Consider the following 17,752-nt stretch of genomic DNA (forward strand, 5'->3'; position numbering starts at 1 on the left):
TGTCCGGCACCGGTCGCCACCCACGATCGTCACGTGCTGACGATCGGTGTCGAAGAGGAATTCCTGCTGCTGGAGGCGGACGGCGCGGTCGCGCCGGTCGCCCCCTCGGTGGTCCGCCAGGCCCGGGTGCCCGGCCAGATCAAGCCCGAGTACATGGCCTACCAGCTGGAGACCAGCAGCCGGGTCTGTCACGACCTGGACGAGCTGCGCCGGGACCTGACCCGGCTGCGGATGATCGCGGTGGACGCCGCCGAGCGGACCGGGGTGCACCTGGTCGCCACCGGCGTGGTCCCGCTGAACGGCGGGCCGCGGCAGGCGCTCTCCGACGACGAGCGTTACCGGGAGCTGGCCCGCCGGTTCCCGGACGCGTCGTCGGCCGGCGGGATGTGCGGCTGTCACGTCCACGTCGGGGTGCCGGACCGGGAACTGGCCGCCGCGGTGCTGACCCGGCTCCGGCCGTGGCTGCCGGCGCTGCTCGCGCTCACCGTCAACTCGCCGTTCGCGGTCGCCGAGGACACCGGGTGGGCCAGCTCCCGCTATCCGGCCCAGCTGCGCTGGCCGAGCTTCCGGCCGCCGGGCGTCTGGGCCGGCGCGGAGCACTACGACCGCGCGGTGCGCCAGCACGTCGAGGCCGGTACGGCCCTCGATGTGGCCGGCGTCTACCTGATGGCCCGGCTCTCCCCGCGCTATCCGACCATCGAGGTCCGGATCGGCGACACCTGCCTGGACGTCGGCGACGCGGTGCTGCTCGCCGGGGTGATCCGGGCGCTGATCGGGGCGCTGCTCGACGACGTGCGCCGGAACGAGAAGGTGGTGCCGGCCTCCGACGCGTGGCTGGACGCCCACCTGGAACTGGCCGCCCGGGGCCGGCTCGGGCACACCGACCGGCTGCTCGCCAAGATCACGGAGTACCTGGACGAGGATCTCGGCACGGTCTACACGGAGATCGAGCGGCAGCGCCGGGAGGGGACCGGAGCGGACCGGCAGCGGCGGCTCTGGGCCCGGCACGGCGGCGGGGAGCCGTTCGTCCGCGGGCTGGCCCGGGCCACCACGCCACTGGCCATGGCGTACTGAAAGAGGGGAGCCGGTCGTTGCCGACCGGCTCCCCTCTCGTCGAGCGGCTCAGTTGCCGAGGATCTTGGCCTTCTGCACCTCGACCTCGGCGTCGCTCAGCAGACCCTGCGCCTTGAGGTCGGAGAGCTGCTTGAGCTGCTCCAGCTTCACCGACATCGGGTCCGGCGCCGGGGCGGCCGGCGCCGGTTCCGGCTCATAGGCCGGTTCCTGCTGCTGGTCGTAGTACTCCTGCTCCTGCGCCTGCCGCGACCAGCGGCCGGCCTGCCGCCGCGACACCCGGTTGGACACCGCGGTCGCCGTCCCGGCGATCACCGCGGTCCGCGCGATTCCCCTGATCAGACCCGGCATCGTCGATCAACTCCCGCTCGTGATGGTGGACTGCTCGTCCCGCTGGTGGTCGGCTTCCGTCTCGTCCAGTGCGGCCAGCAGGTGCTGGATCGGGATCCGGCCGCCGGCGACCAGCTGCGCGCCGACCTCCCGCAGGGTCCGGGCCAGCGGCGCCGCCCAGGTGTTCTCGTAGACCAGGACCACCGCGGCCGCACCCGGCGCCAGCACGGTGCCGATCTCCCGCAGGTCGTCCCCGCCGAGGATGCCGGAGGCCGCGCCGTGGAACGCGCCCAGCCCGGCCACCTCCAGCTCGGTGCCGTCCAGGGCGACCACCGAGCCGTCCGTCGCCTTGCGGACGAAGAGCAGGTCGAGGATCCGGATGGTCTGCTGGTCCACCAGGTCCAGCAGCAGCGGGAGGGCCTTGCCGGTCAGGCTGCCGTGCGGGAACTCGATGCACAGGTAGTCGACCGGTCCCATCTCGTCGAGGTCGGGCATCACGCACCCACCGATTCGAGACGGCGGTCGGCGGCGTCGGCGACCTCGGCCACCGGTTTCGGCGCGCGGCGGCGGGTGACCAGTGACTCCAGGCCCAGCGCGATCATCGCGCCGCCGGCCGCGGCGATCAGTGGCAGCACCACGAGAACGCCGTAGGACGGCCGGGCCGGTCGGCCCCGGAGCACCAGGTAGGCGTCCCCGGCTCGTTGCTTCGCGATTTCTCTCCTGGTCATCGATTCCCCTCAGCTCGTGGTGGTCAGCACGACCATGGCCGGGCGCTCCCGGGAGGTGGATCAGCTCGGTCGCCGGCCGGCCTCACGCCGGGTCCGCCGGGAGCCGGCCCCCATGCCATTGGCCCCAGCGTGCTCGCCGACCACAGCGGGGTCCTCATCCGTCGGGGGTGAAAGCGACCGGTCCGCCCGGGGTTCATCCCCACCGGGTGAGGCGGGTCCGCGCGGCGTCGGCGACCGTCGGCGAATGCCGGCGTCCGCGCCTCGCGCGGCCCGCGCCGGCCAGGGCCGGCAAGGGAGAGATCATGACAAGCTCCGCGAGTTCGTCACCAGCCGCGGCATCGGAAGACCCTTTCCCGGTACGCCCGGAAGCCCCGCCCGTGGTGGACACCGTCGACGGCGCCGCGCCGGTGGCGGCCGACCAGCTCGCCGGGGGTGACCCCGCCGGGGGCGACGCCGCCGAGTTGGACCGGCTGCGCGCCGAGGTCGCCTCGCTGCGCGCGCAGCTGACCGGGAGGCCACCGGTCAGGCGGCGTACCGGCGGCCACCCGATCCGCGGCACGATCGCCGCGATCCTCGCCGCGATCGCCGCGTTCGCCCTGGTCACCAGCGTGGTCGGGCTGTGGGCGGCGCGCACCACGCTGAACACCGACCGCTACGTCGCGACGGTCACCCCGCTGCCCCAGGATCCCGCCGTCTCCACGGCCGTGGCTGCCTACGCCACCACCCAGCTGTTCGAGGTGGTCGACGTGGACGCGCGGCTGCGGGCGGTGCTGCCACCGCAGGCCGGCTTCGTGGTCGGCCCGCTCACCGGCCAGCTGCGCGAGCAGGTCGACAAGATCGTGACGAACGTGCTGCGCAGTGACCGCTTCCAGCCGATCTGGGTGGAGCTGAACCGGCGGGTGCACCAGCGGGTGATGGCGGTCCTCAACGGCGACAGCGAGGTGGTCACCGCCTCCTCGGACAAGATCCAGATCGACCTGCTGCCACTGATCAACCAGGCGATCCGGGCGCTCAGCGACCAGCTGCCGACGATGTTCGGCAAGACCATCACGCTGCCCGACCTGAGCAGCGGCGAGATCCCGGCGAACCTGCGGGAGCGGGTGTCCGAACAGCTCGGTGTCACGCTGCCGGCCAACTTCGCGCAGTTCACCGTCTACGACTCGGGGCAGCTCTACGCCGCCCAGCAGGCGGTGGTGGCCGCCAAGCGCTACCTGGTCCTGTTCGTGGTCGCCACCGTCCTGCTGGTGATCGCCGCGTTCCTGATCTCGCCGCGCCGCCGCCGGACCGCCGTCCAGCTGGGGATCTGGCTGGTCGTGGCGGCGGTGGCGATCACCGCGATCCTGCGCGCGGTGCGCCGCGAAGTCCTCGAGCAGGTGCCGGAGGGGGTCTATCGCAACGGTGTGGACGCCGCGATGACCACCGTGTTCAGCCTGCTCCGGGAACGCGGCCAGCAGATCATCTGGATCGGCGCGCTGCTCGCCGTGCTGGCCTACCTGGTCGGCCCGGGCCGCTTCCCGGTCTGGCTGCGCCACCAGCTGGGGCGCGGTGGCCGGGCGGCCGGCCGCGGCCTCCGCTCCGGTTCCCGGGTGCTGGCCGACCGCGGCCCCGGCTTCGTCGCCACCTACCTGGACCCGTTGCGGATCATCGGCGTGGTCATCGCCGCGATCTTCGCGCTGATCCTGTCCTCCTGGACGTCGCTGCTGGTCATCCTGATCCTGCTGGCCGCCTACGAGGTCGCCATCACCCTGGTCGCCAGAAGGCGCGAGGAGATGCCCGCGCAGCCGGTGTGACGAGGCGGCCGGGCGGTGCCGGCGGTCCGTGACGCGCGTCGTGGTCGTGCGGGGCGGTGTCCCGGTGTGACAGCGGACCCGCACGACACGCGCCGCGGTCGTGAGCGGGCCGGGCATCGCGGGCCGATCGCCACGGAGCCGCCGGTCGTACCGGAAGAAGAACCGCAAGAATCCGCGGCGGGCATCGCGGCAGCGGAGATGGTTCTGGCTGGCGCTCAGGGGTGTCTCAAGACTCTTGAGACACCCCTGAGCGCCAGCCGGGGAGCGGGCACCGCGGCCGCGACAGTGACCAACAGCGGAAACCGCGGTGCACCTGGAACGAGAGACGGTCAGGACTTGGTCGCCGCCTTGAAGGCGGCGTGGTCGCGTTCGGTCTGGGTCGCGTAGGACTCGGCGAAGTCGGCCAGCGCCCGTTCGAACCGGTCACTGCGGCCCAGGTAGGCGGCGATCGCGATGCGGTCGCCGCTGCGGGCGTGCGCCCGCGCCAGGGTCCAGGCACAGACCTCGGCGTACGCCCGCAGCCCCTCCGGCACCATGCCCTCGGTGGTCATCGAGCCCTTCCAGTCGCGCAGCTGGCGGACGTAGAAGTCGCGGGTCTGGCCGTCGATGCCGGCGGCCTGCTGCCAGCCCAGGAAGATGTCGCTGGTGGCCTGCATCAGGCGCTGCCCGGCGACCACCCGGTGCCCCTCGCCCAGCGGGTCCGGGGTGTCCGGGCCGAGCACCGACCGGGTCGCCTCCTTGACCTGCAGCAGCAGCGGGTCACTGTCGTCCCGGCCGGTGAGCAGCACGATCCAGCAGCGGGTGCCGACGCTGCCCACGCCGACCACCTTGCGGGCCAGGTCGACGAACCGGTACGCGTCCAGCAGGTGCCGCCGGTCCTCGGCCAGGGTCTCCCGGTACTGCGCCAGCAGCCCGCGGATCTGCTCCTCCAGCTGGATCCGGTCCATCTCGGGGAGCAGGTCGGAGACCGGCACCAGCAGCGGCGGGTCGGCCACGATCCGCCGCCGGTCGCCGACCAGCTCGGTCAGCTTCCGGTACGCCTGCAGGCTGGTCCGGGACCGGGCCTTGGCGCCGGCCTCGGCCGCCTTGCGGCGGCGTTCCTTGTCCAGCCGGGTGACCAGGTCGTCCAGGTCGGCGTGGGCGTACCAGACGTCCAGCTCGCCGAGCTTGGCGAAGGCGGCCATCGCGTCCCGGTAGCGCCGCGCGGTGGCCCGCAGGATCCAGGCCCGGTCCCGGCGGCCGAAGTCGTTCGCCCGGCCGGCCAGCGCGACGCTGGCCAGCAGCCGTTTCACGTCCCACTCGAACGGGCCGGGGAAGGTCTCGTCGAAGTCGTTCAGGTCGAAGACCAGCCGCCGCTCCGGCGAGGCGAACAGCCCGAAGTTGTAGAGGTGGGCGTCCCCGCAGAGCTGGACGGTCAGGCCGGAGTGCTCCTGCGCGGCGAGGTCGGTGGCCATCACGGTGGCCGCCCCGCGGTAGAACGCCAGCGGCGACGCCCGCATCCGCTTGTGGCGCAGGTCCAGCAGCTCGGGGAGCCGGGTCGCCTCCTGGGCGAAGAGCAGGTCCACCGGATCGGGGCGATCGGAGGCGGGCCGGAACGAGCCGTGCCGGTCGAGCGGGACCCGTTCCCGGGCCGCCCGACCGGCGGCGGCGCGTGCCGATGGACCGGCGAGGTCGGTGCTCATGGCCTGTGGTCACCGAAGGTCTCGAGCAGCTCGTCGCGCTCCTCGTCGGTCAGGTTGGTGGCGATCAGCTGGTTGCCCATCCCGTGGAACCGCTCACCCAGCCGGTCCAGGTTGCCCTCGTCGGTGACCAGGAACAGCGCCGAGGTGCCCTCGGTGACCTCGAGCCGGATCTTCTCCAGCGTCTCCTTGCTGATCCCGGTGCCCTCGGTGGCCTTGGCCAGCGCGCCCACCCCGGCGCCGACCACGCCGCCGATCACCGGGATGAAGAACAGGCTGCCCAGCACCACGCCCCAGAAGGCGCCCCAGCCGGTGCCCCGCCAGGTCCGGTCGTGGGCGTGGTGGGTGTCCGGCTTGGCGGCCCCCTGGGGCCAGGTCACGATCGCGTGGTCGACGATCTTCACCAGATCGTCCGCGGCCGCGTACTTGATGGCGTCGAACGCGTGCTCGGCGCCCTTCGGATCGTCGTACTTCCATACCGTGAAGGTCGTCATGCCGTCATGGTTGCGGTGCCGGCGTGGCCGCAGCCTCATCCTGCGCGGGGGAATCGGAGAGCAGGACGTTCATCCACCGCGTGCTCGGGTCGATGTCCACCAGCAGACCCTTGGCCAGCAGGGTCAGCGGGATGGCCAGCAGCGCGCCCAGGCCGCCCAGCACCCAGGCCCAGAAGATCAGCGCCAGGAACGAGATGGTGGTCGACAGGCCGACTGCGTCGCCCACCACCTTCGGCTGGATCACCGACTGGATGATGAAGTTGACCAGGCAGTACAGCACGATCACGGTGATCATCAGCTCCGGCCCGCCCTGCAGCAGGCCGAGCAGGGCCGGCGGGATCACGCCGATCACGAAGCCGATGTTCGGGATGTAGTTGGTGATGAACGACAGCAGCCCCCAGAGCAGCGGCAGCGGCACGTCCAGCGCCCACAGCAGCAGCGTGTCGAAGACCGCCACGATCAGCCCGAAGACCGTGCAGACCACCAGGTAGCGGCGGGTGCCGCCGGCGAACGAGCGGAGCGCGGCGACCACCTGCGGCCGTTCGCCGACCACGGCGCGCAGCCGGGCCGGGAACTCCACCGCGTCCAGGCACATGAACAGCAGCACGGCGACCAGGAACACGGTGTCCGACAGCACCGAGGCCAGCCCGCCGAACAGCCAGCCGATGGCGTGCAGCACCGAGTCCGGGTTGGCGCCCTTGACCGCGGTCTCCACCTGCTGGGTGCTCACGCCCAGCGAGCTGAGGCCGTTGACGATGTCCGTCCGCAGGTCGCTGAACTGGTCGGCGTACGTCGGCATCAGGTCGATCAGCTTGGTGATCGAGATCGCCAGGGCGCCGCCCAGCGCGGCCAGGATCGCGTAGATGACCAGGACCGTGACCAGCGCGGCCAGCCAGCCCGGCACCCGCCGGCTGCGCAGCCACCCGGTCAGCGGGCTGACCGTGACCACCAGCATCAGTCCCAGGAAGACCGGGCCGATCAGGTCGGCCACCCAGCGCAGCCCGGCCACCACGACCACCAGGCAGGCGCAGCCGAGCAGCACCAGCGCCCCGCGCGGCAGCATCGCCGGCGGTGGTGGCGCCGTGCCGTTGCGGCGGTGTCCCGGCCGCACCACCGGGCGGCTCATGACCCGGCCCGGCCGGGGCCGCCTCCTCGTGCGGCCCCGGCCGGGCGGGCGTCAGGCGCGCAGCTCACGGCCGTGCGCCACGATCGCATAGATGCAGATGATGTTCATGGCGACGACGATGCCGCACCAGAACGGGTAGGCCGGCAGGTAGAGCAGGTTGGCGAAGGTGCTCACCATGGCGAGCAGCACGGCCGCCCAGCGGGCCACCGTGACGCCGCGCAGCACCCCGATCCCGACCAGCACGGTCAGCGCCCCGAGGATCAGGTGGGTCCAGCCCCAGGCGGTGAAGTTGATCGGGATGGCCAGCTGGTCGGCGGTGGCCTGCCTGATGTCGTCGCGGTAGAGCGTGACCAGGCCGTCGATCACCTGGAACGCGCCGAGCAGGATCAGCAGCACACCGGCGAACAGGACCATGCCCACCCAGGGCGACGGGGTCCGCGCGGTCCCGGTGAAGCCGGGGGTCGATGAGGTCATCGTGTCTCTCCCAAAGAGGTCAGGCAGACCACCTGCACGCCGGACTTGTCCAGGGTGGTGAGCAGGCGTTCCAGGTCGTCGTCGGAGAGCCGGCCGCGGATCGTGCTCTGCCGGGGAATGGGACGGATCCGCAGATCACCGAGGGTCCTGCGGAGCAACGGGCCGAGGAAGCCGCGTACCCGGATCTCGTAACGCTCCTGCATGACCTGCTCCCCTCGTACGGAAAAGTTGGTCTCCTGACCCTCGCGGTCCGGGCCTGCCCGCTGCATCGCCCACCGGGGATGAACGAACCCGGCGGCGGGCAGCGAATCGGGAGAAGTCATCCGTCCGGAATGAGGATGGGCGCGGCGCGCCGTGGCTGACTTGGCAGCACGCCGCCGGGCCGCGCCGCGGTGGCGACACGATGCGGAAGGAGCACGACATGTCAACACTGGTCGCCATCGGCTACCCCGACGAGACCACCGCGACAGCGGCGTCGCTGGAGGCCGACCGGCTCGCCAAGGATCTGATCATCCAGCCGGACGCGATCGCCGTGATCATCCGGGACCGTGAGGGCAAGTACCACGTCACCACCAACCACCACGCGGTGGGCGGCGGAGCCACCTGGGGCATGTTCTGGGGCCTGCTGTTCGGCATGCTCTTCTTCGTCCCGGTGCTCGGCATGGCGGTCGGCGCGGGCCTGGGCGCGCTCACCGGCAAACTCGCCAAGAACGCGATCAACAAGGAGTTCCAGGAGCGCATCCGCGAGGAGCTGCAGCCCGGCACCTCGGCGCTCTTCCTGGTGGTCGAGGCGGTCACGCCGGACAAGGCGGTCGAGGCGCTGAGCAAGTTCGGCGGCACCGTGCTCAAGTCCTCGCTGCCGAAGGAGACCGAGGAAGAGCTGCAGGACGCGCTGCACGGCGGCGCCGGCCAGTAAGGTCCTCGATCATGGAGAGTGGACGCCGCCCGGCTTGGCTGGGCGGCGTTTTCCAGGTGAGCCGCAAGCACGCCGGCCGGGACGTGATCGCCGGCCTGGTGCTGACCACGCTGCTGGTGCCGCAGGGCATGGCCTACGCCGAGCTGGCCGGGCTGCCGGCGATCACCGGCCTCTACACGAGCATCCTGTGCCTGGTGGCCTACGCGCTGATCGGCCCGTCCAAGGTGCTGGTGCTCGGGCCGGACTCGTCGCTCGGGCCGATGATCGCCGCGGTGATCGTGCCGATCGTCGCGTCCGGCGGCGACGCGGTGGCGCTGGCCTCGATGCTGGCGCTGATGGTCGGCGTGATGATGACCGTGGCCGCGGTGGCCAAGCTGGGCTTCGTCGCCGACCTGCTGTCCCATCCCACCCAGCTGGGCTACATGAACGGGCTGGCGCTCACCATCCTGATCGGTCAGCTGCCGAAACTCTTCGGGTTCTCGGTGGACGCCGACGGGCTGTTCGCCGAGGCGGGCGGCTTCCTCCGCGGGGTGGCGAACGGCGAGACGGTGCCCGCGGCCCTGGCCCTCGGCGCCGGCGGCCTGGCGGTGATCCTGCTGCTGCGCCGGTACGCCCCCAAGGTGCCGGGCATCCTGCTGGTGGTGGTGGCCGCGATCGTCGTGGTGACGCTGTTCGACCCGCCGGTCGACGTGGTCGGCGCGCTGCCGCAGGGCTTCCCGCCGTTCACGCTGCCGCACGCGAGCTGGTCCGACCTGGGTCTGCTGGCGGCCGGCGCGCTCGGCATCACGCTGGTCTCGGTGACCGACACCATCTCCACCTCGTCCGCCTTCGCCGCCCGGACCAACCAGGAGGTGCAGGGCAACCGGGAGATGCTCGGGATCGGCGCGGCCAACCTGAGCGCCGCGTTCTTCCAGGGCTTCCCGGTCAGCACCAGCGGCTCGCGGACCGCGGTGGCCTTCCAGGCCGGCGCCCGCAGCCAGCTCACCGGGCTGGTCGGCGCGGCGGCGATCACCCTGCTGCTGGTGTTCGCGCCGGACCTGCTGAAGAACCTGCCGCAGCCGATCCTGGGCGCGGTGGTGATCGCGGCCTCGCTGTCGCTGGCCGACCTGCCCGGGATGCGCCGGTTGTGGCGCCAGCGCCGGGTCGAGTTCTCGCTGGCCGCGGCGGCCTTCCTGGGCGTCGCGCTGCTCGGCGTGCTGCCCGGCATCGCGGTCGCGGTCGGGCTGTCGGTGCTCAACGTGTTCCGCCGGCTCTGGTGGCCGTACCGGACCGTGCTCGGCCGGCCGGCCGGGGTGAACGGCTACCACGACGTGCGGTCCTTCCCGGACGCCGTGCTGGAGCCCGGGATGGTGCTCTTCCGGTTCGACGCGCCGCTGATCTTCGCGAACGCCCGGACGTTCCGCGAGGAGGTGCGCGCCCTGGCCCGGGCCGAGCAGAAACCGCGGTACATCGTGGTGGCCGCCGAACCGATCACCGATGTGGACACCACCGCCGCGGACATGCTCGAGGATCTCGACGAGGAGCTGAACCAGGCCGGGATCTCGCTGGTCTTCGCCGAGATGAAGGACCCGGTGCGGGAGAAGATCGACCGCTACAAGCTGACCCGGACGATCGACCCGGCGCACTTCTTCCCGACCGTCGAGGACGCGGTTTCAGCCCTCCGGGAGGATGCCCGCTGAGCTTCCACTGCTCAGTTTGGCGGTATGAGCGCAAGCGAGAACGCCGAGCAGCGGCGCCTTCGGGACGCCGACACCGCCGCCGTGGACTGGCGGCACTGGGGGCCGTACCTCAGCGAGCGGCAGTGGGGCACGGTCCGCGAGGACTACAGCGAGGGTGGCGACGCCTGGAGCTACCTGAGCCACGACCAGGCGCGATCCCGGGCCTACAAGTGGGGCGAGGACGGGATCGGCGGGTTCAGCGACGACCGGCAGAACCTGTGCCTGGCGGTGGCGCTGTGGAACGGCCGGGACCCGATCCTCAAGGAACGGTTCTTCGGCCTGACCAACTCCGAGGGCAACCACGGCGAGGACCTCAAGGAGTACTACTTCTACGTCGACGGGACGCCGACCCACTCGTACATGAAGATGATCTACAAGTACCCGCACCGCGAGTTCCCCTACACCGACCTGGTCGCCACCAACCGGCAGCGGGGGCTGAACGAGTTCGAGTACGAGCTGGTGGACACCGGGATCTTCGCCGAGGAGCGGTACTTCGACGTGGAGATCGAGTACGCCAAGACCGGCCCGGAGGAGATCCTCACCCGGATCACCGTGCACAACCGCGGCCCGGAGCCGGCCGAGCTGCACGTGCTGCCGACCGTCTGGTTCCGCGCCACCGAGGACCAGGGACGGCTGGTCGCCGGTGAGGACGCGACGGTGCAGGCCGACCACGATCAGCTCGGCACGCGCTGGTGGAGCTGCCTGGGCCAGCACTCGCTGCTGTTCACCGAGAACGCGGACGGGCGCAAGGACGCGTTCCACCGCTACCTGATCCACGGCGAGAAGGAGGCGCTGAACGCCGAGCCGGCCGGGTCCAAGGCCGCGGCGGTGGTGTCCGGCACGGTGGCGGCGGGCGGGACCATGGTCGTCCGCGCGATGCTCAGCGACCGGCCGCAGACCGTGACCGAAGCGGAGTTCGACGCGGTCGTCGAGGCGCGCCGGGCGGAGGCGGACGAGTTCTACGGCGGGCTGTTCGCGCCCGCGCTGGGCGAGCCGGAACGCCACGTGGCCCGGCAGGCGCTGGCCGGGATGCTGTGGAGCAAGCAGTACTTCGGCTACGACGTGGAACGCTGGCTCAAGGAGCACGGCAAGGACCCGCTCGGCGCGCCGGACATCCGCAACGGCGAGTGGTTCCACCTGGACGCGCACGACGTCATCTCGATGCCGGACACCTGGGAGTACCCCTGGTTCGCCGCCTGGGACCTGGCCTTCCACACGGTCGCCTTCGCCGCGATCGACCTGGGCTTCGCGAAGAGTCAGCTGGAACTGCTGCTCAGCCGCCGCTACCTGCACCCGAACGGGCAGATCCCGGCGTACGAGTGGAACTTCAGCGACGTCAACCCGCCGGTCCACGCCTGGGCCACCTACCTGGTCTACGAGCTGGAGAAGGCGCGCACCGGCACCGGCGACCGGGCCTGGCTGGAGCGGCAGTTCCACAAGCTCTCGAAGAACTTCACCTGGTGGGTGAACCGCAAGGACATCGACGGGCGCAACGTCTTCCAGGGTGGGTTCCTCGGCCTGGACAACATCGGCGTCTTCGACCGCAGCGCCCCGCTGCCCACCGGCGGCCACCTGGACCAGGCCGACGGGACCGCGTGGATGGCGCTGTACTGCCAGAACCTGATCCAGATCGCCCTGGAGCTGGGGGCCGACGACCCGGTCTACGTGGAGGAGGCGCAGACCTACTTCGAGCACTTCGCCTGGATCGCGGCGGCGGTGAACAACACCGGCGGCGGCGTCTCGATGTGGGACGAGCAGGACGGCTTCTTCTACGACCTGCTGCGCACCCCGGACGGGTCGGCGCAGCCGCTCCGGGTCCGGTCCATGGTCGGCCTGTTGCCGCTGGCCGCCGCCACCGTCTACGACCACGGCGTGGTGGAACGCCATCCCACGGTCATCGACGAGATGCGCCATTTCCTCGAGCGGAACCCGGGCGTCATGGCGACGCTCGCCAGCGGCCGGCGCGGGCAGCGGCTGCTGTCGCTGTTCGACGAGGGGAAACTGCGCCGGATCCTGGCCCGGATGCTGGACGAGAACGAGTTCCTCAGCCCGTACGGCATCCGCGCGCTGTCCCGCTACCACGCCGAGCACCCGTTCGAGTTCGACGCCGGCGGCCAGGTCTTCCGGGTCACCTACCAGCCCGCCGAGTCGGACACCGGGATGTTCGGCGGCAACTCCAACTGGCGCGGCCCGATCTGGTTCCCGATGAACGCCCTGATCATCCGGGCGCTGCTCAACCTGTACGGCAGCTACGGCGACGAGTTCACCGTCGAGTGCCCGACCGGCTCCGGCCGGCAGATGACGCTCTTCGAGGTGGCCCGGGAGATCTCCGACCGGCTCACCCGGATCTTCCTGCCCGACGCCGACGGGCACCGGCCTTGCTACGGTGGCCAGGGGACGTTCGCCGGCGAGCACTGGCGTGACCTGATGTTCTTCTCCGAGTACTTCCACGGCGACAACGGAGCGGGCATCGGCGCCGCGCACCAGACCGGCTGGACCGGCCTGGTGGCGGTCTTCCCGAACCTGTTCGCCGGCCTGACCGGCCAGCACCTGCTCGAGCGCGGGATGACCGGTATCTTCCAGAAAATGGAACAGAGGATGAGCGGCGTCACCCAGACAGCGGAACAGAGGGAGGACCGATGACCGGCTGGCCGCCCACCCCGGCGATCTACGAGATCGACACCTGGCCCTGGCTGACCGGCGTGTCCCGCCGGATCGGCCGCCCGGTCACCCTGGCCGACGTGCCGGCCGAGATCTGGGACGAGGTCGCCGCCCCCGGCCTGGACGGGGTCTGGCTGATGGGGGTCTGGGAGCGCAGTCCGGCCGGCCTGGCCGTGGCGCACGCCAACGACGGGCTGCAGCGGGCGTTCCGCGGCGCGCTGCCCGACCTGACGCCGGACGACGTGGTCGGCTCGCCGTACTGCGTCCGCCGGTACCGGGTCGACGACCACCTCGGCGGTCCGGCCGGCCTCGCGGTCGCCCGCCGGGAGCTGAGCCGGCGCGGGCTCAAGCTGATCCTGGACTACGTGCCGAACCACGTCGCCCCGGACCACCCCGCGGTGCTCGCCCATCCGGACTGGTTCGTGCAGGGCACCGAGGACGGCTTCGAGGCCGGCGGCCGGATCATCGCCCACGGCCGCGACCCGTACTTCCCGCCCTGGCCGGACGTGGCCCAGCTGAACGCGTTCTCGCCGGGGATGCGGGAGGCGAGCCTGGCCGCCATGTCGAGCATCGCCGAGCAGTGCGACGGGATGCGCTGCGACATGGCCATGCTGCTCACCAACGAGATCTTCGCGCGCACCTGGGGGCAGTACGTGGGACCCGCCCCGGAGGCGGAGTTCTGGCCGGAACTGATCGGCCGGCTGCGCGAGCGGCACCCGGACGTGGTGCTGATCGCCGAGGCGTACTGGGACACCGAGTGGATGCTCCAGCAGCAGGGCTTCGACTACTGCTACGACAAGCGGCTCTACGACCGGCTGGTGCACGAGGACGCCGGCGCGGTCCGCAAGCACCTCACCGCCGGCCGGGACTATCAGGACCATCTGATCCGCTTCCTGGAGAATCATGACGAGCCGCGGGCGGCGGCCACCTTCCCGGCCGGCCGGGAGCGGGCGGCGGCGGTGGCGATGGCGACCCTGCCGGGCGCGACCCTCTGGCACGACGGGGAGTTCGAGGGCCGGCGGACCCACCTGCCGGTCTTCCTGGCCCGCTATCCGGACGAGCCGGCCGACGCCGGGCGGCGCGACTTCCACCGCCGGCTGGTCAAGGCCGCGGCGGCGGTCCGGCGCGGCGACTGGCGGCTGCTGGAGACCCACGGCTGGCCGGACAACTGGTCGCACCAGGATCTGCTGGCATGGTCCTGGGACCGGGCGGCGGTGGTGGTGAACTTCTCCGGGCACCCGGCCCAGGCCCGGGTCGCGCTGCCCTGGCCGGACCTGTCCGGGCGGGCCTGGCGACTGGTGGATCAGCTGGACGGCCGGGTGTTCGAGCGGTCCGGCAGCGAGCTGGCCACCGACGGCCTCTATGTTGATCTGCCGCCTTGGGGATCACACGTATTAACTTTCGAGTAACCGGACCAGGACTAACGGTCACGGATTATCCGATCCGGACGATGCGCCGGTCCGCTGCCCCGGGAAGTCTGAACGAGGAGATCGCGAACGGGGTCGACCTCGGAGGTAGCGGACGTGACCATCACCCAGATCACCGACTCACCCGACATATCCGGTTCCCTACTCGCCTCGAAATTCGCGGTGCCGGCCGCGCCGCCGTTCATGGTGGCCCGGCCGGCCCTGCTGGACCGGGTGAGCGAAGGGGTACGCGGCCCGGTCACGCTGGTGACCGGGCTGGCCGGCAGTGGCAAGTCGCAGCTGCTCGCCTCCTGGGTGCGCGCCCGCGCGGTGGACTGGCCGATCGCCTGGGTCACCCTGGAGAACGGTGACGAGCCGGCGCCCACCTTCTGGTCGTACGTTCTGGAGGGCCTGCGCCGGGCCGGCGTGCCGGCCCCGGAGCCGGCCGTGCCCAGCGCCTCGGCCAGCCGGGCGGTGCTGGCCCGGCTGGCCGACGTGATCGACGAGCAGCCCACCCCGGTGGTGCTGGTCCTGGACGGCGCCGCCCAGCTGCCCGGCCGCGAGTGGGCGGCCGGGCTGGAGTTCCTGCTGGCCCACGTCCGCGGGCTGCGGGTGGTGCTGGCCGGCCGGTGGGACCCGCCGCTGCCGCTCTACCGGTACCGCCTGGCCGGTCAGCTGCGCGAGGTGCGCACCGCCGACCTGGCGTTCACCGCCGAGGAGACGGCCCGGCTGATGGACCTGCACGGGGTGCCGGTGGCCGGGAAGGATCTCGCCGCCCTGCTCGAGCACACCGAGGGCTGGGCCGCCGGGATCCGGCTCTGCGCCTGCGCGATGCAGGGCAGCGAGGACGTCACCCGGATGGTCAGCGCGATCTCCGGCGACGAGTCGACGATCGCCGAGTACTTCATCGGCGAGGTGCTGCGTACCCAGTCACCGGCCGTGCGGCGCTTCCTGCTGGAGACCAGCATCCTGGACACCTTCTCCGCGGAGCTGGCCGCCACGGTCACCGCGCGGCCCGACGCGGCCCGGCTGCTGGCCGTGCTCACCCGGGAGAACGCTTTCATCCAGCCGGTCGGTGAGGGCGCCGACCTCTATCGCTATCACCGGCTCTTCGCCGAGCTGCTGCGCGCCCAGCTGTCCTGGGTGGAGCCCGAGCAGATCGCGGTGCTGCACCAGCGCGCCGCGCGCTGGCTGTCCCAGCACGGCCGGCTCACCGACGCGGTGGAGCACGCGGTCGAGGCCGGCGACTGGGGGATCGCCGCGGCCATGGTGGTCGAGGACTTCGCGGTCGGCCGGCTGGTCGTCGAGGGCACCGCGGGCCGGCTCGGTGGGCTGCTCGCCGCCCTGCCCGAGCACCTGGACCTGCCCGAGGTGGTGCTGGTCCGCTCCGCCCTGGCCTGGGGCGACGGCCGCCCGGACGAGGCCCGCGAGCTGTTCACGCTGGCCAGCAACCTGCTGGCGATCCAGGGCAGCGACTGCGACGAGGGGGTCACCCTGGCCTGCTTCCTGATGCGGTTGCTGCTGCTGGCCGGCGGCCCGGAGCCGGAGCAGGTGGCGGAGCTGGCGCCGGTGGCGAACGCGTTCCTGGCGGTGGCCCCGGCCCGGAAACTGGCCCGCCGGCCGGAGCTGCGGGCGGTGCTGCTGGCCGCCGAGGGCCGGGCGCGCAACGCGTGCGGCGACGTCAACGGGGCGGTCACGGTGCTCACCGAGGCGGTGACGGCGACGCCGGCCGGCTACGAGACGCTCACGATGGACTGTCTGCGGACGGTGGCGGTGCTGGAGGCGTACCGGGGGCGGCTGGGCCGGGCGGAGAGCGCGGCGCGGCAGGCCCTGGACCTGGCCACCCAGTGCGGCCTGGACCGGGATCGCCGGCCGGCCGCCGCCGAGGTGACGCTCGCCTGGGTGGCCCTGGAGCGGTACGACATCGAGGCCGCCGACCGGCACCTGCGCGCCGCGCACCTCGGCGACGACCCGCTCGCGATCGCCGCGCACGCCGTGGTCAAGTCACGTCGTCTGCAGGTCCGCGGCGAGCTGCGCGGCGCGCTGACCGCACTGATCCCGGTCCCGGGCGCGCCGTCCTGGCTGCGCCGGGAGATCGACCTGGCCCGGGCCCGGCTGCTGATCGGCGCGGTCCGGCTGGACGACGCGGCCGAGGTCCTCAGTGTCCACACCCACCGGCGCAGCGCCGACGTGGCCGTGGTCGAGGCCGGCCTGGCGCTGGCCCGCGGCGACACGTCGCGCGCGCACGAGGTCGCCCGGACGGTCGCCGACGCCGCAGGGGTGGCGACGCCGGTGGCCCTGGACGCCTGGCTGCTGCTGGCCATGCTGGCGGCCGGCGCGGACGACGCGGCCGGCGCCCGGGAGGCGCTGCGCCGGGCGCTGCGGGTGGCCGGGCCGGAGAACGTCCGGCGGCCGGTGCACCAGGTCTGGGGCGCGCTGCGACGGGTGCTGCGCGACGACGAGAAGCTGGCCGCGCTGGGTGGCCCCTCCGGTAGCCCGGCGGTCGGTGAGCCGGTGGTGGTGGAGGCGCTCAGCAAGCGGGAGCTGGACGTGCTGCGCGGGATGGCCGAGATGCTGCCGACCGAGGAGATCGCCGCCTCGATGTACGTATCGGTCAACACCGTGAAGACCCACGTGCGCAGCATCCTGCGCAAGCTGTCCGCGTCCCGGCGCAACGAGGCGGTGCGCCGGGCGCGGGCCCTGAACCTGATCTAGTGCTGCTTCCGCACGGCCCCGCCGTGCGCGGCCAGGGTGTAGATGATCAGCACGTCCATGCCGATCAGGATGGAGGCCCAGACCGGCTGGGCGGCGATGAACATGAAGTGCAGCAGGGCGCCGAGGAAGGCGATCAGGATGCCGATCGCCCGGCCCCAGATCCGGCCGAGGAAGACACCACCCGCGGCCACCAGCGACAGCAGGCCGAGGCCGACGTGCACCCAGCCCCAGGTGGTGTAACTCATCTGGAGCACGAGCGCGTCGGAGGACACCAGGTAGAAGTGGTCCTCGTAGAGGGCCACCAGGCCCTCGGTCAGCTGGAAGACACCCAGGGTCAGCAGGAGGACTCCGGCGAAGACCACCATGCCGGCCCAGCCGGTGGCCGGCGCGGCGGGCGCGTCGGCCCCGGTCGGTCGCTCACTTGCGTAGCTACTGTTCGACATGCACCTAGAAGACCTCTTGCGGCCGGTTCACACCTCCCGCGTCAAGGGTGAACCTCACTCAAGATCGTGCAACTTGCACGTTGGAATGCGCGGTACGTGCGAATACGGGGGGTTGCCGGTCTTGCACGCCCTGTGATTCCGTGTCGGGGTGGCCCGACCGGTCGCGCACTGATCGTCACGGCTGTGGCTCTGGGGGCGGGG

16 protein-coding genes are annotated in these 17,752 nt (G+C 72.0%); 7 read left to right on the plus strand and 9 right to left on the minus strand.

Annotated features, from left to right (window positions below; all coding sequences use genetic code 11):
* Nucleotides 1–33 precede the first annotated feature (33 nt).
* Nucleotides 34–1,074: a carboxylate-amine ligase gene (locus BJY16_RS17920; protein ID WP_185040552.1), complete on the plus strand. Its 1,041-nt coding sequence runs from the start codon at nt 34–36 to the stop codon at nt 1,072–1,074.
* A 48-nt stretch (nt 1,075–1,122) separates the two neighbouring features.
* On the opposite strand, the gene BJY16_RS17925 is transcribed toward BJY16_RS17920, so the two are convergent.
* The 3 genes from BJY16_RS17925 to BJY16_RS17935 are packed head-to-tail and all read right to left on the minus strand — an operon-like array spanning nt 1,123 to nt 2,129.
* Nucleotides 1,123–1,422, minus strand: coding sequence for an SHOCT domain-containing protein (locus BJY16_RS17925; protein WP_185040553.1), 300 nt, complete (start codon nt 1,420–1,422; stop codon nt 1,123–1,125).
* Between the two features lie 6 nt (nt 1,423–1,428).
* Nucleotides 1,429–1,896 (minus strand): DUF6325 family protein, encoded by a 468-nt coding sequence (locus BJY16_RS17930; RefSeq protein ID WP_185046517.1) that lies wholly within the window; start codon nt 1,894–1,896, stop codon nt 1,429–1,431.
* A complete protein-coding gene (locus BJY16_RS17935; protein WP_185040554.1) occupies nt 1,896–2,129 on the minus strand; it encodes a hypothetical protein in 234 nt (77 codons plus the stop codon). The genes BJY16_RS17930 and BJY16_RS17935 overlap by 1 nt, the downstream gene beginning before the upstream one ends.
* Nucleotides 2,130–2,506: 377 nt before the next feature.
* On the opposite strand from BJY16_RS17935, the gene BJY16_RS17940 reads away from it, so the two are divergent.
* Nucleotides 2,507–3,919, plus strand: a complete 1,413-nt coding sequence (locus BJY16_RS17940) for a hypothetical protein (RefSeq protein ID WP_185040555.1) — start codon at nt 2,507–2,509, stop codon at nt 3,917–3,919.
* A 329-nt stretch (nt 3,920–4,248) separates the two neighbouring features.
* Here BJY16_RS17940 and BJY16_RS17945 read toward each other — a convergent pair whose 3' ends face one another.
* Genes BJY16_RS17945 through BJY16_RS47185 form a run of 5 tightly spaced genes read right to left on the minus strand, consistent with a single transcriptional unit; the run spans nt 4,249 to nt 8,015 of the window.
* Nucleotides 4,249–5,601 carry a DUF2252 domain-containing protein gene (locus BJY16_RS17945; RefSeq protein ID WP_185040556.1) on the minus strand — a complete coding sequence of 451 codons (1,353 nt, stop codon included), beginning with the start codon at nt 5,599–5,601 and terminating at the stop codon, nt 4,249–4,251.
* Nucleotides 5,598–6,092: a DUF1269 domain-containing protein gene (locus tag BJY16_RS17950; RefSeq protein ID WP_185040557.1), complete on the minus strand. Its 495-nt coding sequence runs from the start codon at nt 6,090–6,092 to the stop codon at nt 5,598–5,600. Before BJY16_RS17950 ends, BJY16_RS17945 begins: the two co-directional genes overlap by 4 nt.
* A 4-nt stretch (nt 6,093–6,096) precedes the next feature.
* Entirely contained in the window at nt 6,097–7,218 is a 1,122-nt protein-coding gene (locus BJY16_RS17955) for an AI-2E family transporter (RefSeq protein WP_185040558.1), read from the minus strand.
* Nucleotides 7,219–7,269: 51 nt separating this feature from the next.
* Nucleotides 7,270–7,692, minus strand: coding sequence for a DUF7144 family membrane protein (locus BJY16_RS17960; RefSeq protein ID WP_185040559.1), 423 nt, complete (start codon nt 7,690–7,692; stop codon nt 7,270–7,272).
* The gene (locus BJY16_RS47185; protein WP_239177524.1) at nt 7,689–8,015 is read right to left on the minus strand and encodes a DUF8691 family protein; all 327 of its coding nucleotides are present in this window, start codon (nt 8,013–8,015) and stop codon (nt 7,689–7,691) included. Before BJY16_RS47185 ends, BJY16_RS17960 begins: the two co-directional genes overlap by 4 nt.
* A gap of 98 nt (nt 8,016–8,113) precedes the next feature.
* Between BJY16_RS47185 and BJY16_RS17970 the strand changes: the two genes are divergently transcribed.
* From BJY16_RS17970 to BJY16_RS48440, 5 genes are all read left to right on the plus strand, one after another.
* Complete coding sequence (locus BJY16_RS17970; RefSeq protein WP_185040560.1) at nt 8,114–8,608, plus strand: DUF1269 domain-containing protein; 495 nt, start codon at nt 8,114–8,116, stop codon at nt 8,606–8,608.
* A gap of 11 nt (nt 8,609–8,619) precedes the next feature.
* Nucleotides 8,620–10,287 (plus strand): SulP family inorganic anion transporter, encoded by a 1,668-nt coding sequence (locus BJY16_RS17975; protein ID WP_185040561.1) that lies wholly within the window; start codon nt 8,620–8,622, stop codon nt 10,285–10,287.
* 24 nt (nt 10,288–10,311) lie between these two features.
* A complete protein-coding gene (locus BJY16_RS17980; protein ID WP_185040562.1) occupies nt 10,312–12,969 on the plus strand; it encodes an MGH1-like glycoside hydrolase domain-containing protein in 2,658 nt (885 codons plus the stop codon).
* Nucleotides 12,966–14,396, plus strand: a complete 1,431-nt coding sequence (locus BJY16_RS17985) for an alpha-amylase family protein (RefSeq protein WP_185040563.1) — start codon at nt 12,966–12,968, stop codon at nt 14,394–14,396. Before BJY16_RS17980 ends, BJY16_RS17985 begins: the two co-directional genes overlap by 4 nt.
* A 114-nt stretch (nt 14,397–14,510) precedes the next feature.
* Nucleotides 14,511–17,108, plus strand: coding sequence for a winged helix-turn-helix domain-containing protein (locus BJY16_RS48440; protein WP_185040564.1), 2,598 nt, complete (start codon nt 14,511–14,513; stop codon nt 17,106–17,108).
* Here the strand turns inward: BJY16_RS48440 and BJY16_RS17995 are convergent.
* Entirely contained in the window at nt 17,105–17,551 is a 447-nt protein-coding gene (locus tag BJY16_RS17995) for a DUF7144 family membrane protein (protein WP_185040565.1), read from the minus strand. The two genes, BJY16_RS48440 and BJY16_RS17995, sit on opposite strands and share 4 nt — an antisense overlap.
* Between the last annotated feature and the right edge of the window lie 201 nt (nt 17,552–17,752).

Origin of the sequence: Actinoplanes octamycinicus (assembly GCF_014205225.1) — a bacterium.
Taxonomy (GTDB): domain Bacteria; phylum Actinomycetota; class Actinomycetes; order Mycobacteriales; family Micromonosporaceae; genus Actinoplanes; species Actinoplanes octamycinicus.

Bases quoted from the DNA above. Each gene is read 5' to 3' on its own strand.
- BJY16_RS17925 (WP_185040553.1), bottom strand. From the start codon at position 1,422: ATGCCGGGTCTGATCAGGGGAATCGCGCGGACCGCGGTGATCGCCGGG.
- BJY16_RS17930 (WP_185046517.1), bottom strand. From the start codon at position 1,896: ATGCCCGACCTCGACGAGATGGGACCGGTCGACTACCTGTGCATCGAG.
- BJY16_RS17935 (WP_185040554.1), bottom strand. From the start codon at position 2,129: ATGACCAGGAGAGAAATCGCGAAGCAACGAGCCGGGGACGCCTACCTG.
- BJY16_RS17945 (WP_185040556.1), bottom strand. From the start codon at position 5,601: ATGAGCACCGACCTCGCCGGTCCATCGGCACGCGCCGCCGCCGGTCGG.
- BJY16_RS17950 (WP_185040557.1), bottom strand. From the start codon at position 6,092: ATGACGACCTTCACGGTATGGAAGTACGACGATCCGAAGGGCGCCGAG.
- BJY16_RS17955 (WP_185040558.1), bottom strand. From the start codon at position 7,218: ATGAGCCGCCCGGTGGTGCGGCCGGGACACCGCCGCAACGGCACGGCG.
- BJY16_RS17960 (WP_185040559.1), bottom strand. From the start codon at position 7,692: ATGACCTCATCGACCCCCGGCTTCACCGGGACCGCGCGGACCCCGTCG.
- BJY16_RS47185 (WP_239177524.1), bottom strand. From the start codon at position 8,015: ATGACTTCTCCCGATTCGCTGCCCGCCGCCGGGTTCGTTCATCCCCGG.
- BJY16_RS17970 (WP_185040560.1), top strand. From the start codon at position 8,114: ATGTCAACACTGGTCGCCATCGGCTACCCCGACGAGACCACCGCGACA.
- BJY16_RS17975 (WP_185040561.1), top strand. From the start codon at position 8,620: ATGGAGAGTGGACGCCGCCCGGCTTGGCTGGGCGGCGTTTTCCAGGTG.
- BJY16_RS17980 (WP_185040562.1), top strand. From the start codon at position 10,312: ATGAGCGCAAGCGAGAACGCCGAGCAGCGGCGCCTTCGGGACGCCGAC.
- BJY16_RS17985 (WP_185040563.1), top strand. From the start codon at position 12,966: ATGACCGGCTGGCCGCCCACCCCGGCGATCTACGAGATCGACACCTGG.
- BJY16_RS17995 (WP_185040565.1), bottom strand. From the start codon at position 17,551: ATGTCGAACAGTAGCTACGCAAGTGAGCGACCGACCGGGGCCGACGCG.